The following is a 21,287-nucleotide window of genomic DNA, read 5'->3' as shown; positions in this document are numbered from 1 at the left end:
ATCACGGCTCCGCAGATGCGGCCACTGCGCGCCTGATCGCGGCCGTCAGCGGTGCCAGTGACGGGGCCAGAACGCGGACGACCTGCCACGTCAAGGGAACATCAAGCGGCGCGTTAGGCAGGACCGGGCATAGCTTGCCGTTCTCAATGGCATCCTGCACCAGTGAAACCGGGTTCATACCCCAGCCTATCCCGGCAATCGCGGCTTCGACAAACCCGTGCGACGTTGGCAGAAAGTGTGAAGGGGGTGATATCCGTTGGCCCGTCTGAGCAGTGATCCACGATCTCTGCAAGCTGTCTTTCCGGTTAAACGTCAGGCAGGGCGCAACCGCCAGAGTGCGTGCAGTCACGCCATCCGCAAACCATCGGCGCATGAACGCCGGACTGGCGGTGGGAAGATAGCGCAAGTCACCTAAAGCCACCGGATCACATCCCGCGACCGGCTGTCCGCCAACGGTTATGGCGGCGCTGACCTCTCCGCGGCGCAGCCACTCTGCCGAATGGTCCTGATCATCGACGACCAGATCGAACAATAGACCCTCTGCCTGTGCCATGGCTTCTATGAACCAGGTCGCCAGTACGTCTGCGGGGACTGCGACGCGTACGCGTGCGGGGCCGGTTGATTGATCAAGGGTTAATTCGCGGGCCAGCTTGGCCTCGAGCAAGCCGATATCCTCGGCATGTCGTGCAATGCGCAGCCCTGCGGGTGTTCCTGAGCAGGGCGCGCCACGGTTGATCAGGGCCGCGCCCACGCGATCCTCCAGCGCTTTGATCCGCTGTGATATTGCCGAAGGCGTTACCGCCAGCTCTGCGGCGGCAGCTTCAAAGCTGCCGTGACGCAGGATCGCGGAAAGGGCGGACAGGTGATTGGGGTCAAGCAGCATTAATCAAACTTATCCTGGGTCAGTATCTTTAATTTGATAGGGCGCGTGAATGCCCTTAGTCAACGGCTGAGAATACAGGAGGTTTCATGTCCACATCCCTGATCGCCGGTTTTGCACTGGGCTTCAGCCTTATCCTCGCCATCGGCGCACAGAACGCCTTTGTCCTGCGTCAGGGCTTGCGGCGCGAGCATGTGTTTCCCCTGTGTCTGACCTGCGCGGTATCTGATGCGGCCCTGATCGCTGCGGGTGTGGCGGGGTTTGGGACTTTGGCGCAGGTCTTGCCTTGGTTCGAAACGGTCATGCGATACGGGGGTGCGATCTTTCTGACGTGGTACGGGGTGCGCAGTCTGCAATCTGCATGGCGTGGTGGTGCTGTGATGGATGTTGAGAAAGGTCAGCGCACCAACCTGCGGTCTGTCCTGCTGACGGTTCTGGCCTTCACCTGGCTGAACCCGCATGTCTATTTGGATACAGTTGTGCTGATCGGGTCGATTTCCGCGCAGTATGAAGACCGGTTGGCATTTGCTCTGGGTGCAATGCTGTCCAGTTTTGTGTTCTTCTTTTCCCTTGGCTACGGGGCAGGGGTATTGTCGCCCGTTTTTGCACGGCCGCGCGCCTGGCAAGTGCTGGATGTGGTGATCGGCGTGGTCATGCTGGCCATCGCCGTCAAACTTGTGGTGATGTGACGGGTTGCCCCTGCCAGAGTTTCGGTGTTCAACGGTTAACATGACAACTCTTGCGGCCCCATATCGCCCCCTTGCGGGCATGTTCTGGATGTTCACTGCAGGGTTGTCCTTTGTTGTAATGACCGCGCTGGTCAAGTCTCTAGGCCCATCAATGGACCCGATCCAGGCGGCCTTTCTGCGGTTTGTCTTTGGGCTGGTCTTTCTGTTGCCCGCGCTTCGGCTTGTGCTGACGACGCATCTGACACGCAGGCATCTGGTGCTGTTTGGCACTCGTGGGATCGTCCATGCACTGGCCGTCATGCTGTGGTTCTTTTCGATGACGCAGATCCCCTTGGCCGAAGTCACGGCGATGAACTATATGACCCCGGTTTACGTCACCCTGGGCGCAGCGCTGTTTCTGGGTGAAAAGTTGGCTTTTCGCCGGATCGCTGCAATCTGCGTCGCTTTGATCGGAGTTCTCATCATTTTGCGCCCCGGATTTCGCGAGATCTCTCCGGGGCACCTGACCATGCTGGGTACTGCACTGGCGCTGGGTGGCTCGTACCTGATCGCCAAAACACTGGTGCGCGATCTTCCGCCCTCGGTGGTTGTGGCGCATATGTCAATCTGGGTGACCATTGCACTGATCCCCTTTGCCATAGCTGTCTGGACCCGACCAAGCCTGCACGATCTGGGCGTTCTGTTTCTGGTCGCCAGTTTCGCCACTGCAGGACATTATTTCATGACGATTGCGTTAAAGGCGGCGCCTGTGGCGGTCACGCAACCAGTGACCTTTCTGCAGCTGATCTGGGCCACGCTGCTGGGCGCGCTGGTGTTCCACGAACGCGTTGACATTTGGGTTGTTGCGGGCGGATCGTTGATCCTGTCAGCTGTCAGTTTCATCGCCTGGCGCGAGGCGGTTTTGAACCGCAGCAGCTTGACGACTCCCAGTATTGCGCCCAAACTTTAGCGGCGTCATCGCCCGAGAACGGTTATTGATTGACGAGTCAATAAAAACCCCCTAGCGTTTCATGCACCAAGCGCAACAAGGGGATCGTGATGCCGAAACTCGGAATGGAACCAATCCGTCGTGATGCGATCGTCAAAGCGACGATTGCCGAGCTCGGCTCAAAAAAGTCCCTCGACGTGACGGTTAGTCAGATTGCCAAACGGGCGGGGATGTCCAGTGCTTTGGCGCATCACTATTTCGGCGGTAAGGATCAGATATTCCTGGCTGCGATGCGTAGAATCCTATCCGATTTCGGTGCCGAAGCCCGGAGCGAGTTAAAAACCGCAACCCCAAACAAGCGGGCACAAGCCATCATCCGATCCTGCTTTGCGCCGTCCTGTTTTACCCCGGATGTGATCGCCGCGTGGATGACCTTTTATGTTCTGGCGCAGACAAACGATGACGCCCTACGTCTTTGGCAAATCTATCAGGCGCGTATCCGGTCCAATCTGATCTATGCTTTGCGTCCCCTGATGGACGATCCGGTTGAGGCCGCTGAAAACATGATCGCCCTGATCGACGGTCTGTATATTCGCGCCGCGCTCAGCGCCCCGGAAGAGCCGCAACTGGCTGTCAATCACGCAATGCGCGTCCTCAACACTCTGCTCGAGGCTGAAAAATGACACACCCGAACATTCTGATCCTGATGGTGGATCAGCTGAACGGAACTCTCTTTCCCGACGGTCCCGCAGACTGGCTGCATGCGCCGAACCTCAAGAAACTGGCCAAACGGTCGACCCGTTTCACCAATGCCTATACGGCCTCACCCCTATGCGCGCCGGGGCGGGCCAGCTTTATGTCGGGTCAGTTGCCATCGCGCACAGGTGTCTATGACAACGCGGCCGAGTTTCGCTCTGACATCCCCACCTACGCCCACCACCTGCGCCGCGCGGGCTATTACACCTGTCTGTCGGGCAAGATGCATTTTGTAGGCCCTGATCAGCTGCATGGATTCGAGGATCGTCTGACCACCGATATCTACCCGGCTGATTTCGGCTGGACCCCGGATTACCGCAAACCCGGCGAGCGGATCGACTGGTGGTATCACAACATGGGCTCTGTCACTGGCGCAGGCGTGGCCGAAATTTCGAACCAGATGGAGTATGATGACGAGGTCGCCTACAACGCCACCGCCAAGCTTTACGATCTGGCGCGCGGCAATGATGACCGCCCATGGTGTGTGACTGTCAGTTTTACTCATCCGCATGACCCTTATGTGGCCCGAAAGAAATATTGGGACCTGTATGAGGATTGCGAACACCTGCTGCCCGAAGTGCCGGACCTGGGTTATGACAATCAGGACGCGCATTCCCAGCGCATTTTTGATGCCAATGACTGGCGCAGCTTTAACATAACCGAGGACGATATCCGCAAATCGCGCCGCGCCTATTTCGCCAACATCTCGTATCTGGATGACAAGATTGGTGAAATCCTCGAGGTTCTGGAGAGCACGCAACAAGAGGCGACCATTCTGTTTGTGTCCGACCATGGCGACATGCTGGGTGAGCGGGGCCTGTGGTTCAAGATGACCTTCTTTGAGGGATCAGCCCGCGTTCCGTTGATGATCTCGGCGCCGGAATTGCCTACAGGTCGTGTTGATACGCCGGTCTCGACGATTGATGTCACTCCGACGCTGGGTGCCTTGGCCGGTGTGGATATGGCCGAGATTGCCCCGTGGACTGACGGCGAAAACCTGGTTCCATTGGCCCAAGGCGTTGAACGCGCCGCGCCCGTTGCAATGGAGTACGCGGCTGAGGCGTCGTATGCGCCGCTGGTTTCGCTGCGGTACGGTAAGTGGAAATACAACCGCTGCGCGCTGGATCCTGACCAGCTTTATGACCTTGAGACCGACCCGCATGAAATGGACAATCTTGCGGACGCGCCCGAACACGCCGGTACGCTGGAGTCCCTGAGGGCGAAATCCCAAGCGCGCTGGGACTTAGACAAGTTCGATGCTGATGTCCGTGCCAGTCAGGCTTGTCGATGGGTTGTATACGAGGCGCTGCGACAGGGCGGCTATTACCCGTGGGACTACCAGCCGCTGCAAAAAGCGTCCGAGCGTTACATGCGAAACCATATGGATTTGAACATCGTCGAAGAAAGCCAACGCTTTCCACGTGGCGAATAACCCTCTCACCTTTTGTATGACGGTCGCCGGGGCAGGGTGGGGCTAAAAACCCTTGCCGCGGCGGGTAATGGAGACCTGGAAATGGAAGCAGATTTCGTCATCGTTGGCGCAGGATCCGCAGGATGCTCAATGGCCTATCGTCTGAGCGAGGCAGGGGCTTCGGTTCTGGTGATCGAGCATGGTGGCACCGATGCCGGGCCGTTTATCCAGATGCCGGCCGCGCTCAGCTATCCGATGAACATGCCGATGTATGATTGGGGGTATAAATCTGAACCCGAACCGCATCTGAACAACCGCGAATTGGCCTGCCCACGGGGCAAGGTCATCGGTGGATCGTCCTCGATCAACGGGATGGTTTATGTGCGTGGCCACGCACGCGACTTTGACACCTGGGCAGACATGGGGGCCGATGGCTGGTCCTATGCGGATGTGCTGCCCTATTTCAAACGGATGGAGACGTGGCATGACGGCGGCCATGGTGGTGATCCGACATGGCGGGGTACGGACGGCCCGCTGCATGTGTCGCGCGGACCGCGGGAAAACCCTCTGTTCAAGGCCTTTGTCGATGCTGGTCAGCAGGCCGGGTATGAGATCACCGGCGACTATAACGGCGAAAAGCAAGAAGGCTTTGGCCCGATGGAGCAAACCGTCTGGAAAGGACGGCGCTGGTCTGCTGCAAATGCCTATCTCAAACCTGCGCTCAAACGCGACAATTGTGAGATCGTGCGCGGGCTGGCCACGCGTGTGGTCATGGAGAACGGGCGCGCGACCGGCGTTGAATTGATCCGGGGTGGCAAGACAGAGGTCATCAGCGCGCGGCGCGAGGTAGTTCTTGCTGCATCCTCAATCAACTCTCCCAAACTGCTGATGCTATCCGGTATCGGACCAGCGGCGCATCTGGCGGAACACGGCATCCAAACCGTTGCGGATCGTCCGGGTGTGGGGGCGAACCTGCAGGACCATCTGGAGCTCTATATTCAGCAGGCCTCATTGCAGCCGATCACGCTGTACAAGCATTGGAACCTGGTCAGTAAAGGCCTGATCGGCGCGCAATGGTTGTTCACTAAAACCGGGCTGGGTGCTTCGAACCAATTCGAAAGCGCAGCATTTATCCGGTCAAAACCCGGTGTGGAATACCCTGATATTCAATATCATTTCCTGCCGATGGCCGTGCGCTATGACGGGCAGGCGGCAGCCGAGGGGCATGGGTTCCAGGCCCATGTCGGCCCGATGCGGTCACCTTCGCGCGGGGCGGTTACGCTGCGGTCGGCCAAGGCCGAGGATGCGCCGTTGATCCGGTTCAACTACATGAGCCATGACGAAGACTGGGAAGATTTCCGAAAGTGTATTCGCCTTACACGCGAGATTTTTGGACAGGATGCGTTCAAGCCTTATGCCGGTAAGGAAATCCAGCCGGGTGCGGACGTGCAGACGGATGAAGAACTGAACGCCTTTATCGCAGAGCATGCCGAAAGCGCCTATCACCCCTGCGGGACCTGTCGCATGGGGCGGACCGATGACAAAAACGCCGTAGTCGACCCGGAAGGGCGGGTGATTGGTGTCGAGGGCCTGCGTGTTGCGGACAGTTCGATCTTTCCACAGATTACAAACGGCAATCTCAACGCGCCGTCGATCATGGTGGGCGAAAAGATGTCGGACCATCTACTGGGAAAAGAAACCCTGCCAAAGGCCAATGATCGCCCGTGGATTCATCCGCAATGGGCGATGGCTCAGCGATAACTGGGGGGATTTGATCAGCGTCAAAGCGGGGCGAGGTGTAATCTTATAGACCTGAATCGCAACAACTAGTTGAGGAGCGAACAGGAATGTCCAACACCCCGCATGAGCTAGCCCAAGAGTTTCCAGACAAGGTTGAGATGATGAGCCAGCTCAAGCAAACTGATGCGCATTTTGCCCGATTGGCAGATGAGTATCACGAGATCAACCGAATCGTACATCGCGCCGAGACCAATGTTGAGCCGATGGAAGATTTGGCCGAAGGCGCGCTGCGTAAGAAGCGCGCGGTACTCAAGGACGAAATCTGGGCGATTTTGTCAAAAACCTGAGATCAGGGCGGGGGCTCTGCCCCCGTCGCGGCAAGCCGCGCCTCCCCCGGGATATTTTCAGGCCAGGTGAAGATCAGGTGACTTCGTAAGGCAGGGTGCCGCGAGTATGGGCGTCGATGGACAGGCGCCTTTCCAGCGGGGGAACCGAGCGCTGGTGGCAGGTTTGGCGTTCACAGATGCGGCAGGAAATGCCAATCGGTTCGTATGCGCTGGCGTTGTTGATATCCAGGTTATCTGCGTAAACCAGCGCGTCGGCGTGGCGGGTTTCGCACCCCAAGGCAATGGCATAGCGACGTACCGGCGCGCCATAGGAGCCGCCGGATTTCGAGACATCCCGCGCCAGCGAGATATAACGGACACCGTCGGGTGTTTCGGCCAGTTGTCGCAGAAAATGTCCCGGTGTTTCAAAGGCGCGGTGGACGTTCCACAGGGGGCAAGCGCCTCCGAACCGGGCGAATTGCAAACGCGTGGCCGAGTGTCGTTTGGTGATCGTTCCGGCTTGATCGACACGGACAAAGAAAAACGGGATGCCTTTGGCACCCGGACGTTGCAGCGTGGAAAGCCGGTGAGCCACTTGTTCTATCGAGGCACCGAAGCGGTTGCTGAGCAGTTCTAGGTCATGCCGGTAGTCTTGAGCGGACGCCAGAAAGGCACCGTAAGGCATCAGGGACGCGCCTGCAAAATAGTTGGCCAGGCCGATCTTGGCGATAGCGCGGGCTTCTTCGCTTTGGAATTTTGCAAAATCCAGCGTGGCTTCCAGTAACTTGTCCTGGCTGATCAGAGCGACCTGCAACAGCAGTTGAAACACTTGGGTTTGCGGCGCTGTCCGGGATGACAAAAGCAACGTTTTGCTGTCCGCATCGTATTTGCGGGTTTCTTCGATTTCGACGAATTGCACCCGAATCCCGCGCTCGGCCAGGTTTTCGACGGCGGCGGCCCGCACTCCGCCTGCGGTTTCGGCCCGGCTGGCAAACCGTTCCGCTGCGCGATCAACCGCATCGATGTAGTTGTCGCAATAGTGGAAGAAGTCGCGCACTTCCTCCCATGGGCTGGCTTGAATCTGGGCATCTTCGCGGCCCAGAGCCTCGTCCAGTGAAGCCAGCCTCTCGTGGGTCTGTCTGTAGGTTCGGTGCAGGGCGATGAACGCGCGCGCCAGCGCCGGTGCGTTCGAGGCCGTCAGCCGCAAATCCGCCAGCGGGGGGATGGCGTCGTCGAATACCGGGTCGGCCAGTGCCTCACGCATGTCCGAGACCAGACGTTCGCTGTCGCCCGTGCTCAGTTCGGTCACGTCCATGCCGAATTCCTGTGCCAGCGCCAGAACAACCGTGGTCGAGATGGGCCGGTTGTTGTTCTCCATTTGGTTGAGGTACGGCAGCGAAACCCCCAGTTTGGCTGCGAATTCCTTCTGCGTCAGTGAAAGGCGCGTGCGCATTTCGCGCAGTTTTGCACCAGCGTAGAGCTTTTGGGTCGCCATGACGGGCCTTTGCAACTTTCCTAAAGTTGCAAGCTAGCTTTGCAAACTGCTGTGCGCAAGGTGGGTTACAGGCCCAGGACGCGCTCGCGACGGATGACGACAAAGATTGCGCATATCGCCAGAACTGCCGTTGCCAGCATAAGCCATAACAGCGGCATCGCGCCGGTGTCGTGGGTCAAAAGAGACCCCGCAAAGGCGCTGAGCCCCGCGCCGCCGCCCAGCATGATCGCGCCGCTCAGGCCTGACGCGGTTGCAGCCAGATGGGGTCGGACAGACAGCGCGCCAGATGTGGCATTGGGGATGGTCATGCCGTTGCCCACGCCGACAAAGGTCATGAACCCAAAAAAGCTGAGGGCTGAGCCGTAGCCAGCCAGAAACACGATAGCCGAAAGCGCAACGCCAATGCCGTTCAGCCAACAGCCCCACAGCACCATACGGTTCACGCCAAAGCGGATGGAGTACCGGCCGCTGAAGAAATTTCCGAAAAAGTACCCCACCGCAGGGGCGCCGAAATAGATGCCGAGTTCTGATGCGGTCAATCCGAAAAGCTCGGTGCCGATGAAGGGCGCCCCCCCGAGGTAAGCGAAGAACGCACCAGACGAGAAGGCCGAGGACAGTGAATAGCCCCAGAACCGCGGCGATCTGAGCAGTTCCGGGTATTCGCGAAACTGCTGAACCAGGGTCTTGCCGCTTTTGGTTGAGGTCTCGCCGAAATCTGCGAACGTCAAGGCCAGCGTCAACACGCCCAGCCCAAAGGGCAGCCAGAAATTGGCTTTCCAGCCAAAGCTCTCTTCAAGAAAACCGCCGATGGCGGGGCCGATCATCGGAACAATTGCCATGCCCATGGTGACGTACCCGATCATCGACGCCGCTTGATCCTGATCATAAAGGTCGCGCACTGCCGCCCGGCTTAGTACCATGCCGACGACCACGACGGCCTGACCCATGCGGAAGGCCAGAAAAACCTCGGCGTTGGGGGCATAAATACAACCTAGCGTGGCTAGCAGGAACAGGGACAACCCCCATAGCAGAACGGGCCTGCGCCCGGCCTTGTCTGCAATGGGGCCAATCAGGATTTGCAGCACCGCATTGACCAGCAGATACAGCGCGATCGATAGCTGCATAACCTTGTAATCCGCCTGAAAATGCAGCGCCATGTTTGGCAGGCTCGGTAGAAACAGGTTCAGGCTCAGCGCAGAGAGCCCGGACAGCAAAACAAGTGTGCCAATGGTTGGCGGCGAACGCCGCGTGGGAGAGGAAGTAAACTGCATGGTTCACATGTATAGTGACCGTTTTCGGGATTGCCATCCGTGACGTCGTTTCAAATTGTAACTTAGCAAGTTTACAGTTTTCCCGAATGAGGTTGCCAATAATTTGCAAATTTGCCGATTGCCGCTTTGGTCCCGAGACTTCAGCGTATAATGTGCGCCAAATTTCACAGGGGATTATCGCCATGAAAGACATCCTTTCCGAGCTTGAAGACCGTCGCAACGATGCGCGTCTGGGAGGTGGGCAGAAACGTATCGACGCGCAGCACGCGCGAGGAAAACTGACAGCGCGCGAGCGCATCGACCTGCTGCTGGATGAAGGCAGTTTCGAAGAGTTCGACATGTTTGTCAGCCATCGCTGCACCGATTTCGGGATGGAAAATCAAAAGCCTGCGGGCGATGGTGTCGTAACCGGCTGGGGAACCATCAATGGCCGCATGGTTTATGTCTTCAGCCAGGACTTCACAGTTCTAGGCGGGTCGGTTTCAGCCACTCATGCGCAGAAGATTTGCAAGATCATGGATATGGCAATGCAGAACGGCGCGCCAGTGATCGGGATCAACGACTCAGGCGGGGCGCGAATCCAGGAAGGTGTCGATGCGCTTGCGGGCTATGCCGAAATCTTCCAGCGCAATACTATGGCATCGGGCGTGATCCCGCAAATATCGGTCATCATGGGCCCCTGCGCTGGCGGCGCGGTGTATAGCCCGGCGATGACGGACTTTATCTTCATGGTCAAAGATACCTCTTACATGTTCGTGACCGGCCCTGATGTTGTGAAGACCGTCACCAATGAGGTCGTCACCGCCGAAGAACTGGGTGGGGCATCGACCCATACCAAGAAATCCTCGGTTGCGGATGGCGCGTTTGAGAATGATGTCGAAGCCTTGGCAGAGGTGCGCCGCCTGGTCGACTTCCTGCCGCTCAACAACCGCGAAAAGCCGCCTGTGCGTCCTTTCTTTGACGAACCCGGCCGGTTGGAGACGTCGCTGGATACCCTGATCCCGGACAATCCGAACACGCCGTATGACATGAAGGAACTGATCACCAAAGTGGCGGATGAGGGTGATTTCTACGAAATTCAGGAAGATTTCGCCAAAAACATCATCACCGGATTCATCCGGTTAGAAGGTCAGACAGTGGGCGTCGTGGCCAACCAGCCGATGGTTCTGGCCGGGTGTCTGGACATCGACAGCAGCCGCAAGGCGGCGCGGTTTGTGCGATTCTGTGACTGTTTTGAGATTCCGATCCTGACACTGGTGGATGTGCCGGGTTTCCTGCCGGGCACCTCGCAGGAATATGGCGGCGTAATCAAGCATGGTGCGAAGCTGCTGTTTGCCTATGGCGAAGCGACGGTTCCCAAGGTGACCGTGATCACCCGCAAGGCCTATGGCGGGGCTTATGACGTGATGGCGTCCAAACATCTGCGCGGCGATTTCAACTATGCCTGGCCCACCGCCGAGATCGCGGTGATGGGTGCCAAGGGCGCGACCGAAATCATCCACCGCGCCGATTTGGGTGACTCTGACAAGATCGCGAAACACGCCCAGAACTACGAGGACCGGTTTGCGAACCCGTTTGTCGCTGCCGAGCGGGGCTTTATCGACGAAGTGATTATGCCGCAATCTACCCGCCGACGCGTGTCCCGGGCTTTTGCCAGCCTGCGAAACAAGTCGCTGAAGAACCCGTGGAAAAAGCACGACAATATTCCTCTGTAAGGAATTTGTACGATATGCCCCTTCTGGCCGGACACCCGTTGGAAAAGTCCAATGATCTGGCCAGAAAGATCTGTACACGAGCAAGTTTGACTTTGAGGCCAAAACTGCTAAATGAAATGCCCTATTGAACATAGAAAAGCGCGGGCCAAAAGCCATGCGCGCGCGACCCCGGAGAGAGGAGCTCACCGGTGGTGGGTCTGGGGTTGCGCCTTTGTTCTGGCATTTCTTGGCTTGTCATCCCCCATTCTGGCAGAAACAGAAACCTTGCTACCGGTGCCGTCTGGGCAACCGGTGCACCTGAGCGATGTTCTGCTGGACGATAATCCGGGCGAGCTTTGGATCAGGTTTCGGTTCATCGCTCCAAAGATCGGATCGACCGTTGGGCGGATCGGCTATGACGTCGCCTCGGCGGATATGGAACATCTGTGCAAAACACTGGCGGTTGCCTACGTCGCCAAGTACGAGCTGGATCCCGCGCGGGTTGTGATTTCCTTGTCCGACCGACCCATTGAGTTCGGGCGTTCCTCTCCAGATGCCACGCAATTTTTTGAAGCCTACCGACTGGACCAATCCCAGTGTATCTGGGAGGGGCTCTGACCATGAAACCTCGTTTTCATAACGTCAGAGCGTTTCTGGATATCAATGCGGCTTTGGAGGTACGCGACATGACCCCGTTCTGTACCGGGTGCGGTTTTCTTCACCCTGTGACTGTCAACAAGAGAGAGGGGACGGCATGCTGAAACACCGCGGCTTTCCCGGACGTCTGACTGGAACCGATTTTCAGTTCACCATTCGTCGGGCCAATCCGAAGGGGGCAACCCCGCTGACCCGACGCGAACGGTTCCGCGATCGCAAACCGGCCGACAGGCGCGCAGACGCGGGTTTTATGAAGGCATTGTGGGACCAGTTTGGCGACCAACCGTTCGAGCGCGGAAATCTGGACGCCGGACGCCTAAGCTGGCTGTTCGAGCGCGAAGTTCTTCCCGCCGAAGATCCGTTTGATCCGGCAAGCTATGATGCGTTGTTGGTCATTGATCCGGATGCGCTGCGAGTGTCCTTTCCCGACATATACGACGGGGTGCGTTAAGCCGTGCAATCCGCTGTCGCACATAGGTTTTGGGGAATATCCCCGAAAAAAACCCTGCCCGTAGGTGGGCAGGGGGGACTTGTGCGTTCAGAAATTCAACTGGGCCGCCGCCTGGACACGGTTGCCGTCAAAGGTGCGTCCCGTCGTGGCGTCGTTGCGTTCGCCATAGATGTATTCAGCGCTGAGGGTCAGGTTGTCCGTCGCCTTGTAGAAGGCATTGACGTGGATCGTCTCAAGCTCGGTAAAGGCCAACGTGCCGGTAGAGGTAGGCAGATCGTAGTCTTCTTTGCCGTAGGCGATGCCGACATTCCACTTAGGGCCGATATCCTGGCGGAACTCGATGGTGTAACCATCCACGTCATTGGCCTGGCCGCCGACAATGGGATCTCCCAAACCAATAAGATAGGGGCCAAGCGCCTCGCCGTTCACGTAATTGACCTGAAACAGGCCGCCTTCCCACGGGCGGATCGAACCGGACAGGGTGAAGCCGGTCTGATCGACCTCGGTACTGCCACTTTCAGCAGTTCCGTACAGAGCGGCCACACGCGCGATGTACTTTCCGTCGTTGTATTCAGCGGAGGCGGTCAGCACCGGATCCTCAGAGTTCGAGCCGCTGACATTCTCTTCGACGGCGACGGCAAAGGACGCGTTGGTTCCGAATGTGTTGGTGTACCGCACCTGCGGCACACGCGCGAAAGCGATACCAACAGGGCCGTTAAATTCGACCGAGGTCGGGTAAGTGTCCAGGGGCTGAAAGTTTGTCCAATACTGGCCGATCAGCCAAGTGTCATTAATCCGGATATTGGCGTGACGCAGCCGGAACTCGGCCGTTCCGTTCGAAGCGAACATATCAACCTCCAGTTGCCCGTCGATATCGCCCAGGGCGCTGGGTGTGCTGGTCCGCAATCCGATCCGGGACTGGCGGACCGTGGCGCCAAACGTGCCGCTGGTCGCAGCCGAGGGTTCGCCGATCACGTTCACGAACGCCGTATCGCCCTGATCGAACTCGAAGTCATAGAAGAAGTCCGCCTTGACGTAGCCATAGACGTCCAGGGTGGTGCTCCCGATCCGCAAATCTCCAGTTCCAGCACCGGGGTTGGCAGCCTCCAACGCCTCGACCCGGGCGCGCAGAGCCTCCAGTTCCGACTGGGTTTGCGCATCGTCGGCAAAGGCAAGCGTGCTGGTCATACCAAGAGCAGAAGCAGCGAGCATAAATGCCTTTTTTCTATTTATAATCATACGGATGGTTCCTTTTGTGCGAATGTGCACGGGAACCGTTCCACGGGGTGCTTTTTCTGTGAAATCACGAGATCGGCACAAACTGGGCCGAAATTCTCGAGAAGATTTGCGAAACAAGACGTGCGCTTTCACTCATCGGTGAAACAGCCGTGTAACATCCGATGTGACCAAGAGTTTCTGGCGGGGTTTGCAGCCGCGGCACGTGATGTGGCGCATGCAGAATTTGTAGAAAATGCGCCCGTTTGTAACGGGAGTGTGACGCTCTTGCCGGATGGCGTGAACGATTCTGCCAAATCGCCTATCGGCGCGTTTCTGCGCGGAAATTCGCCGGATGGGCAGATTCCAGCCGGAAAATTCGCGCCAAGCGAATCCCCGTTTGCAGCTTCAGCTACACCGTGCATGCTGATCGGGCCGTGCGGCTCTACTTTGCCTGCGTCGCACAAGCACCTACTATTCCGTACCCCTTCCTTCCGCGGGCAGGCTTGTGGTTCCCACATAGTCCTGCCCGCGTTTTTCTTTGTGCGCGTTTTAACCGAATGGCAGCAAAAACCTGCGCAAAATACCGAATTCCCCCGCCTGATATTGAATAACAAGCGGTGTTCTCGGCATCTGCCCTCAAATACATCAAGAAAACCAAAAGGGCAGAACACATGCGAAATTCACGACTATTCCTGGCACTTGCGACCTGCGCAGGGCTTGCGGCCTGTGGCGACAGTACGGGTGAACAGGCGTTGCTTGGCGGTGGCGCAGGGGCGGTGGGCGCGGCGGTCGTCAGCGCCGATCCGTTGTTTGGTGCCGTGCTCGGCGCAGCGGGCAACGTGCTCTACTGCAAGACACAGAACAACTGTAGATAATTCTTGGATTTTCGGGGCGCCCGTCGCCCCGACCGTCATCGCGCAACACGCCGTCGTGGGGTCAGGCCCCGCGGCGGCGTTTTGCGTTTCCCGAACACCAATACAAAGGACATTCCATGTTCAATAAGATCCTGATCGCCAACCGGGGCGAGATCGCCTGCCGGGTCATCAAGACCGCCCGCAAGATGGGCATCGGCACCGTTGCCATCTATTCGGACGCGGACAAGAACGCGCTCCATGTGTCGATGGCAGACGAAGCCGTCCATATCGGCCCGCCACCCGCGAACCAGTCGTACATCGTGATCGACAAGGTCATGGAAGCAATCCGTCAAAGCGGCGCGCAGGCAGTGCATCCGGGATACGGGTTTCTGTCGGAAAACTCGAAATTCGCCCAAGCGCTTGAGGCCGAAGGCGTCGCATTTGTTGGTCCGCCTGTTGGGGCGATTGAAAGCATGGGCGACAAGATCACCTCGAAAAAGATCGCGCAAGAAGCGGGGGTTTCGACGGTTCCTGGTTACATGGGCCTGATCGAAGACGCGGACGAGGCGGTGAAGATCTCGAACGAGGTTGGTTATCCTGTCATGATCAAAGCCAGCGCCGGTGGCGGTGGCAAGGGGATGCGGATTGCCTGGACGGATGAAGAGGCCCGCGAGGGGTTCCAGTCCTCCAAGAACGAGGCCGCGAATTCGTTTGGGGACGACCGGATTTTCATCGAAAAATTTGTCACTCAACCGCGCCATATCGAAATTCAGGTTCTGTGCGACAGCCACGGCAACGGGGTCTATCTGGGCGAGCGTGAATGCTCGATCCAGCGCCGGAACCAGAAGGTGGTGGAAGAGGCTCCGTCGCCGTTCCTGGACGAGGCGACCCGTAAGGCCATGGGTGAACAGGCCGTCGCCCTTGCCAAGGCTGTGGATTATGCCAGCGCCGGAACCGTCGAATTCATCGTTGATGGCGACAAGAACTTCTACTTCCTTGAGATGAACACCCGCCTGCAGGTGGAACACCCGGTGACTGAACTGATCACCGGTGTCGATCTGGTTGAACAGATGATCCGCGTGGCTGCGGGCGAGGAGCTGTCGATCACGCAGGATGACGTGACCCTGACAGGCTGGGCTATTGAGAACCGTCTGTATGCCGAAGATCCTTATCGTGGCTTCCTGCCGTCCATTGGCCGTCTGACCCGCTATCGTCCACCGCAGGAAATTGCTGCGGGTCCGTTGCTGGTGAACGACAAATGGCAGGGTGAGGCCCCCGCCGGTGACGCTGCCGTACGCAACGATACCGGCGTTTTTGAGGGCGGCGAGATCAGCATGTATTATGACCCGATGATCGCCAAGCTCTGCACCTGGGCTCCGACCCGTGCGCAGGCGATCGAGGCAATGCGCGTTGCGCTCGACAGTTTTGAGGTCGAAGGGATTGGGCACAACCTGCCGTTCTTGTCCGCCGTGATGGACCACCCGATTTTTGTCAGCGGCGACATGACAACCGCCTTTATCGCCGAGGAGTATCCCGAAGGGTTTGAGGGCGTTGAACTGCCTGTGGATAACCTGCGCCGGATTGCTGCGTCCTGTGCCGCTATGCACCGTGTGGCCGAAATCCGCCGCACCCGCGTGTCGGGACGGATGGACAATCACGAACGCAAAGTGGGCAAACGGTGGGTCGTCACTCTGCAGGGGCAGGACTATGCCGTGCAGGTGAATGCCGATAAAGAGGGCGCAACGGTTAAATTCGAAGACGGGGCCACCCTGCGCGTCACCTCGAACTGGACACCGGGGGATCAGTTGGCGGTACTGGATGTGGATGGCAGCCCATTGGTTCTGAAGGTTGGCAAAGTGTCGGGCGGATTCCGCATCCGCAACCGGGGCGCAGATATGAAAGTGCATGTGCGCCGCCCGCGTCAGGCCGAACTGGCCCAGCTGATGCCCGAAAAGCTGCCGCCCGATACCTCGAAAATGCTGTTGTGCCCGATGCCCGGACTGATCGTGAAGATCAATGTCGAAGTGGGGCAGGAGGTTCAGGAAGGTCAGGCGCTGTGCACGGTCGAGGCGATGAAGATGGAAAACATCCTGCGCGCCGAGAAGAAAGGGACCGTCGCCAAGATCAACGCAGGCCCCGGCGATAGCCTGGCCGTGGACGATGTGATCATCGAGTTCGAATGATCATGATTGCGCTTTTGTCATATGCCCAACAGATCCCGGTGTCTTGCGCCGGGGCCATAAGGCGTGGCCAAAGCGCTCAACCGCCCTCGCGCCGTTCACGGATTTCGCGTTGGCGCAGGGGGGTTTTGTCGATAGACCGGCCAATCTCGCGCCCGCTCCACGGGCTGGGTTTACGCAGTTTGACGACGCCGTCTTTGTCGACAAACACCATCTGGAACCCGCGCGGGCGCAGCTGCGACCTGATCGGGGACCGGGCCGATGGATCAGTGTCGGTCAGAACCACCACTTCACGGTCACGCATCGCCGCCTCATCTTCCAGTAGCAGATCGATCTGCTGTTGGAATCGCGGATCGGCCGGCGTGTCGGCAAAGACCACAATAGGGCGATTGACCCATAGGTATTCGCTCAGGTCGCTGTCACCGACAGGTCGGACAAAGCTGTCATCTGCAGGCGCAGACCCGTCGGCGGCCAGTGCGGCCAGCGGGAATAGTGCCGAGAAAACAAGCGCAAGCGTTCGTGTCATGGGGCCTCCTGTTGGATTGAATATAGCCCCTGCGCCGGTGAATGCGACCGTCGAAATGCATGCAGCGTTCAAAATGTTGCGCATCACCCTGCCTGAACGGGCAACACCAAGGATCATACCGCGCGGGCCACGACCCGGCGCGAACCGGATTGAGAAAAGGAAATCGCAATGACCGATAGGAAAGACTGGCAGGCGCTGGCCGAGAAAGAGCTGCGCGGTCGCCCGTTGGACGACCTGACCAAGGAAACGCTGGAAGGTATCGACGTCAAACCGCTCTATACGCAAGATGACACCGCTGATCTGCCGCATATGGGATCGATGCCCGGTTTCGGTCCGTTTACGCGGGGTGTGAAGGCAACGATGTATGCAGGCCGTCCCTGGACCATTCGTCAGTACGCGGGGTTTTCCACGGCCGAAGAATCAAATGCCTTCTACCGCCGCAATCTGGCCGCGGGTCAGCAGGGCGTGTCAGTGGCCTTCGATCTGGCGACGCACCGGGGTTATGACAGCGACCACCCACGGGTGGTCGGCGATGTTGGCAAGGCGGGTGTGGCCATCGACAGCGTCGAGGATATGAAGATCCTGTTTGACGGCATTCCGCTGGACAAGGTCTCGGTCTCGATGACGATGAACGGCGCGGTGATCCCGATCCTGGCCAGCTTCATCGTTGCAGGCGAAGAGCAAGGGCACGACAAATCGCTGCTGGCGGGCACAATTCAGAATGACATTCTGAAAGAGTTCATGGTGCGCAACACCTATATCTACCCGCCGGAACCGTCGATGAAGATCATCTCGGACATCATCGAATATACCTCGAATGATATGCCGAAATTCAACTCGATCTCGATCTCGGGTTATCACATGCAAGAGGCCGGCGCGAACCTGGTGCAGGAATTGGCCTATACGCTGGCCGATGGGCGCGAATACGTCCGCGCCGCCACCGAGGCCGGGATGGATGTGGACAAATTCGCCGGTCGGTTGTCGTTCTTCTTTGCCATCGGCATGAACTTTTTCATGGAGATCGCCAAACTGCGCGCGGCCCGCACTCTGTGGCACCGGGTGATGACCGATTTCGGCGCAAAATCCGAACGCTCCAAGATGCTGCGGACCCACTGTCAGACATCTGGCGTCAGCCTGCAGGAGCAGGACCCCTATAACAACGTGATCCGCACCGCATATGAGGCGATGAGCGCGGTTTTGGGCGGCACGCAAAGCCTGCACACCAACGCGCTGGACGAAGCCATCGCGTTGCCCACCGATTTCTCGGCCCGTATCGCGCGGAACACCCAACTGGTGCTGCAAGAGGAAACCGGCGTCACCGACGTGGTCGATCCGCTGGCGGGGTCTTATTACATCGAAAGCCTGACCAATGAGCTGGTCGAAAAGGCCTGGGCGCTGATGGAAGAGGTCGAAGAGATGGGCGGTATGACCAAGGCCGTGGCCTCGGGTATGCCCAAACTGCGGATCGAGGAAAGCGCCGCGCGTCGTCAGGCGATGATTGACCGGGGCGATGAGGTCATCGTCGGCGTCAACAAGTACCGCAAGGAAAAGGAAGACCCGATCGACATTCTGGACGTCGACAACGTCGCCGTGCGCGAAGCGCAGGTCGCGCGTCTGGATCGCATCCGTGCGACACGCGACGAGGCCGCATGCCAACAGGCGCTGGACGCGCTGACCAAGACCGCCCGCGAAGGTGGAAATCTGCTTGCTGCGGCGGTTGAAGCCGCGCGGGCCCGTGCATCCGTGGGAGAGATCAGCATGGCAATGGAAAAGGAATTCGGCCGTCACCGCGCCGAGGTAAAAACGTTGGCCGGTGTCTATGGGGCCGCTTATGAAGGCGACGAAGGCTTTGCCGCGATCCAGAAATCCATCGAAGAGTTTGCCGAGGCCGAAGGCCGTCGCCCCCGCTTGCTTGTGGTTAAGATGGGTCAGGATGGCCACGACCGCGGTGCCAAGGTAATTGCGACCGCCTTTGCCGATATCGGGTTTGATGTCGACGTTGGCCCTCTGTTTCAGACCCCGGCCGAGGCCGCGCAGGACGCTGTGGACAACGACGTTCACGTGGTTGGCATTTCGTCTCAGGCCGCTGGGCATAAGACCTTGGCCCCGCAGTTGGTAGAAGAGCTGAAAAAGGCCGGAGCCGAAGACATTATCGTGATTTGCGGCGGTGTCATTCCGCAGCAGGATTACCAGTTCCTGTATGACCATGGTGTCAAGGCGATCTTTGGCCCAGGCACCAATATCCCCGAGGCGGCACAGGATATCCTGAAGCTGATTGGCGGATCAAAGGGCTGATAAGAGGTTCTTGACCGAAAAATCTTGTGATTGCGCGCCATTGGCGGAAACATGCGACCAGTTCCCTTTGGGTCTGGTCGTTTTTTTTAAAAGGAGGCGCGCGTGTTACTGGATCACTTGGCTGTTGCAGGCGAAACGTTGGAAGAGGCATCCGCCCATATCGAACAGGCCTTGGGCGTATCGCTGCAGGCGGGTGGCAAGCATGAAAGGTTCGGGACGTACAACCGGCTGCTTGGTTTAAAGGACGGTTTGTATCTGGAAGCGATCGCCATCGATCCGCAGGCCCCAAACCCCGAACGGACCCGTTGGTTTAACCTGGATCAGTTCAACGGGGCACCGCGGCTGAGCAACTGGATTTGCAAGGTCCCGGACATCGCGGCTTCGCTGGAACTTTTTCCTGACGGGGTTGGTACGCCCATCGACCTGACGCGGGGCGCGCTGCGGTGGCAAATGGCGATTCCTCCGAATGGGCGGTTGCCTTTTGACAACCTGTTTCCGGCGCTCATTCAATGGCATGGCGATCTGCACCCCGCACAGATGTTGCAGGACAGCAGCTGTCGACTGGATCGTTTGGTCGTGTTTCACCCGGACGCGCTGGATCTGGCCAAGCTGCTGGGGGCGCTGGATCGGGTCGTGTTCGATACCGGCCCCGCCGCCTTGCTGGCAGAGTTTGACACGCCGCATGGCAAACGTGTGCTGGAATGATTATTCGCCCGGCCCAAGCCGGAGATGCCACCGCAATCGCCGAGATCACCAACGCGATCATCCGCGAAACGCTGATCACCTTTACCACCATTGAGCGCAGCCTCGACAGCATAGCGTCTGACATCAATGCCCGTGGTGCAGCCTATCTGGTGGCCGAGGTGGAAAGGCAGGTTCTGGGCTTTGCCACTTACGGCCCGTTTCGGTCCGGACCCGGCTATTCACAAAGCCGTGAGCACTCGGTTCAACTGTCGCCCAAAGCGCGGAACCAAGGGGCAGGGCGGGCGCTTATGACCGCTCTGGAGGATGTCGCGCGGTCTGAAGGCGTGCATGTGCTGGTCGCCGGAATATCCTCGGCCAATCCGGGGGCAGTGGCGTTTCATGCAGCGTTGGGTTTTGAGATAACCGGCCAGATGCCTGAAGTTGGTTTCAAATGGGGCAAACGGCTGGATCTTGTGCTGATGCAGAAAATTCTTGCGCAGGATTAATCTGTCGCACCTGACAGTCCCGAAATCGGACGTTAGGGTACGCTCATGTCGATCTGGACCCGTATATCCGATGCGCTGAGCGCGCTTGCCCAAGGCGAAAGCCTGACCGATGTTTTTGAAAAACTGCGCTCGCCGCCCGAACGCTCGGTCGCGTTTGCGATTGCAGTGATCGCGCTGGGCGCAAAGATGGCCAAGGCCGACGGGCAGGTAACGCGGGATGAGGTCACGGCCTTTCGCGACGTGTTCCAGATTGCCCGCGATGATGAAGCCGGCGCAGCCCGGGTGTTTGACATGGCCCGTACCGATGTTGCCGGGTATCAGGATTATGCCCGCAAGATTGCGCGGATGTTTGCGGATGACAGCACCACGCTCTGCGATCTGATGGAGGGCCTGTTTCACATCGCGATGGCGGATGGGTTCTACCACCCGAACGAAGATGTGTTTCTGGAAGAGGTCAGCCGGATTTTTGGTCAGACCGATGCTCAGTTTCTTGCCCTGCGAGCTCGCTTCGTACCGGATGCGCCCAAGGATCCTTATACGGTTCTGGGGGTTCCCCGCGACATGGCTTTGCCAGACATCCGCAAGATCTGGCGGCAATTGGTGCGTGAGACGCATCCCGACGCCATGATGGCGCGCGGCGTGCCCGAAGAAGCTGTACGATTGGCCGAGAAGAAGATGATCGACATCAACCGTGCCTGGGACGAGATCAACGGCGCCGGGGCCTGA

The 21,287-nt window shown here is 58.4% G+C and carries 20 protein-coding genes; 15 read left to right on the top strand and 5 right to left on the bottom strand.

Annotated features, from left to right (window positions below; all coding sequences use genetic code 11):
- Position 1: 1 nt before the first annotated feature.
- Positions 2–883: a LysR family transcriptional regulator ArgP gene (locus RUM8411_RS03605; protein ID WP_085821278.1), complete on the bottom strand. Its 882-nt coding sequence runs from the start codon at positions 881–883 to the stop codon at positions 2–4.
- Between the two features lie 86 nt (positions 884–969).
- Here RUM8411_RS03605 and RUM8411_RS03600 point away from each other — a divergent pair, with 86 nt between their 5' ends.
- From RUM8411_RS03600 to RUM8411_RS03575, 6 genes are all read left to right on the top strand, one after another.
- Positions 970–1,569, top strand: coding sequence for a LysE/ArgO family amino acid transporter (locus tag RUM8411_RS03600; RefSeq protein WP_085821277.1), 600 nt, complete (start codon positions 970–972; stop codon positions 1,567–1,569).
- Between the two features lie 40 nt (positions 1,570–1,609).
- Positions 1,610–2,518 (top strand): DMT family transporter, encoded by a 909-nt coding sequence (locus RUM8411_RS03595; protein ID WP_085821276.1) that lies wholly within the window; start codon positions 1,610–1,612, stop codon positions 2,516–2,518.
- Positions 2,519–2,607: 89 nt separating this feature from the next.
- Positions 2,608–3,180 (top strand): choline-binding transcriptional repressor BetI, encoded by a 573-nt coding sequence (gene betI, locus RUM8411_RS03590; protein WP_085821275.1) that lies wholly within the window; start codon positions 2,608–2,610, stop codon positions 3,178–3,180.
- Complete coding sequence (gene betC, locus RUM8411_RS03585) at positions 3,177–4,685, top strand: choline-sulfatase (RefSeq protein ID WP_085821274.1); 1,509 nt, start codon at positions 3,177–3,179, stop codon at positions 4,683–4,685. Before betI ends, betC begins: the two co-directional genes overlap by 4 nt.
- A gap of 81 nt (positions 4,686–4,766) precedes the next feature.
- Entirely contained in the window at positions 4,767–6,425 is a 1,659-nt protein-coding gene (gene betA / locus RUM8411_RS03580) for a choline dehydrogenase (protein ID WP_085821273.1), read from the top strand.
- 86 nt (positions 6,426–6,511) lie between these two features.
- Entirely contained in the window at positions 6,512–6,751 is a 240-nt protein-coding gene (locus tag RUM8411_RS03575; protein WP_085821272.1) for an HP1242/YdcH family protein, read from the top strand.
- Positions 6,752–6,824: 73 nt separating this feature from the next.
- On the opposite strand, the gene RUM8411_RS03570 is transcribed toward RUM8411_RS03575, so the two are convergent.
- Both RUM8411_RS03570 and RUM8411_RS03565 read right to left on the bottom strand, forming a co-directional pair.
- Positions 6,825–8,225 carry a helix-turn-helix domain-containing protein gene (locus RUM8411_RS03570; RefSeq protein WP_085821271.1) on the bottom strand — a complete coding sequence of 467 codons (1,401 nt, stop codon included), beginning with the start codon at positions 8,223–8,225 and terminating at the stop codon, positions 6,825–6,827.
- A gap of 65 nt (positions 8,226–8,290) precedes the next feature.
- Positions 8,291–9,496 (bottom strand): multidrug effflux MFS transporter, encoded by a 1,206-nt coding sequence (locus RUM8411_RS03565; RefSeq protein ID WP_085821270.1) that lies wholly within the window; start codon positions 9,494–9,496, stop codon positions 8,291–8,293.
- Positions 9,497–9,678: 182 nt separating this feature from the next.
- Here RUM8411_RS03565 and RUM8411_RS03560 point away from each other — a divergent pair, with 182 nt between their 5' ends.
- The 3 genes from RUM8411_RS03560 (at position 9,679) to RUM8411_RS03550 (ending at position 12,298) form a co-directional block, all read left to right on the top strand.
- A complete protein-coding gene (locus RUM8411_RS03560; RefSeq protein WP_085821269.1) occupies positions 9,679–11,211 on the top strand; it encodes an acyl-CoA carboxylase subunit beta in 1,533 nt (510 codons plus the stop codon).
- A 231-nt stretch (positions 11,212–11,442) separates the two neighbouring features.
- Entirely contained in the window at positions 11,443–11,808 is a 366-nt protein-coding gene (locus RUM8411_RS03555) for a DUF6497 family protein (RefSeq protein WP_143534816.1), read from the top strand.
- 136 nt (positions 11,809–11,944) lie between these two features.
- On the top strand, positions 11,945–12,298 hold the full coding sequence (locus tag RUM8411_RS03550) for a hypothetical protein (protein ID WP_085821267.1): 354 nt from the start codon (positions 11,945–11,947) through the stop codon (positions 12,296–12,298).
- A gap of 87 nt (positions 12,299–12,385) precedes the next feature.
- Here RUM8411_RS03550 and RUM8411_RS03545 read toward each other — a convergent pair whose 3' ends face one another.
- Positions 12,386–13,486: a DcaP family trimeric outer membrane transporter gene (locus RUM8411_RS03545; RefSeq protein WP_234995123.1), complete on the bottom strand. Its 1,101-nt coding sequence runs from the start codon at positions 13,484–13,486 to the stop codon at positions 12,386–12,388.
- Between the two features lie 701 nt (positions 13,487–14,187).
- On the opposite strand from RUM8411_RS03545, the gene RUM8411_RS03540 reads away from it, so the two are divergent.
- Positions 14,188–14,391: a hypothetical protein gene (locus RUM8411_RS03540; protein ID WP_085821265.1), complete on the top strand. Its 204-nt coding sequence runs from the start codon at positions 14,188–14,190 to the stop codon at positions 14,389–14,391.
- Positions 14,392–14,507: 116 nt separating this feature from the next.
- Positions 14,508–16,553, top strand: a complete 2,046-nt coding sequence (locus tag RUM8411_RS03535) for an acetyl-CoA carboxylase biotin carboxylase subunit (RefSeq protein WP_085821264.1) — start codon at positions 14,508–14,510, stop codon at positions 16,551–16,553.
- A 76-nt stretch (positions 16,554–16,629) separates the two neighbouring features.
- On the opposite strand, the gene RUM8411_RS03530 is transcribed toward RUM8411_RS03535, so the two are convergent.
- Complete coding sequence (locus tag RUM8411_RS03530; RefSeq protein ID WP_085821584.1) at positions 16,630–17,076, bottom strand: DUF4174 domain-containing protein; 447 nt, start codon at positions 17,074–17,076, stop codon at positions 16,630–16,632.
- A gap of 168 nt (positions 17,077–17,244) precedes the next feature.
- On the opposite strand from RUM8411_RS03530, the gene scpA reads away from it, so the two are divergent.
- From scpA to RUM8411_RS03510, 4 genes are all read left to right on the top strand, one after another.
- Positions 17,245–19,371, top strand: a complete 2,127-nt coding sequence (gene scpA, locus RUM8411_RS03525) for a methylmalonyl-CoA mutase (protein WP_085821263.1) — start codon at positions 17,245–17,247, stop codon at positions 19,369–19,371.
- 102 nt (positions 19,372–19,473) lie between these two features.
- Positions 19,474–20,076: a VOC family protein gene (locus tag RUM8411_RS03520; protein WP_085821262.1), complete on the top strand. Its 603-nt coding sequence runs from the start codon at positions 19,474–19,476 to the stop codon at positions 20,074–20,076.
- Positions 20,073–20,561, top strand: a complete 489-nt coding sequence (locus RUM8411_RS03515; RefSeq protein ID WP_085821261.1) for a GNAT family N-acetyltransferase — start codon at positions 20,073–20,075, stop codon at positions 20,559–20,561. The genes RUM8411_RS03520 and RUM8411_RS03515 overlap by 4 nt, the downstream gene beginning before the upstream one ends.
- A gap of 45 nt (positions 20,562–20,606) precedes the next feature.
- Positions 20,607–21,287: a molecular chaperone DjiA gene (locus RUM8411_RS03510; protein WP_085821260.1), complete on the top strand. Its 681-nt coding sequence runs from the start codon at positions 20,607–20,609 to the stop codon at positions 21,285–21,287.

Origin of the sequence: Ruegeria meonggei, assembly GCF_900172215.1 — a bacterium.
Classification (GTDB): domain Bacteria; phylum Pseudomonadota; class Alphaproteobacteria; order Rhodobacterales; family Rhodobacteraceae; genus Ruegeria; species Ruegeria meonggei.
Note: the sequence above shows the minus strand (reverse complement) of the source record. Positions and strands in the feature narration are given on the sequence as shown.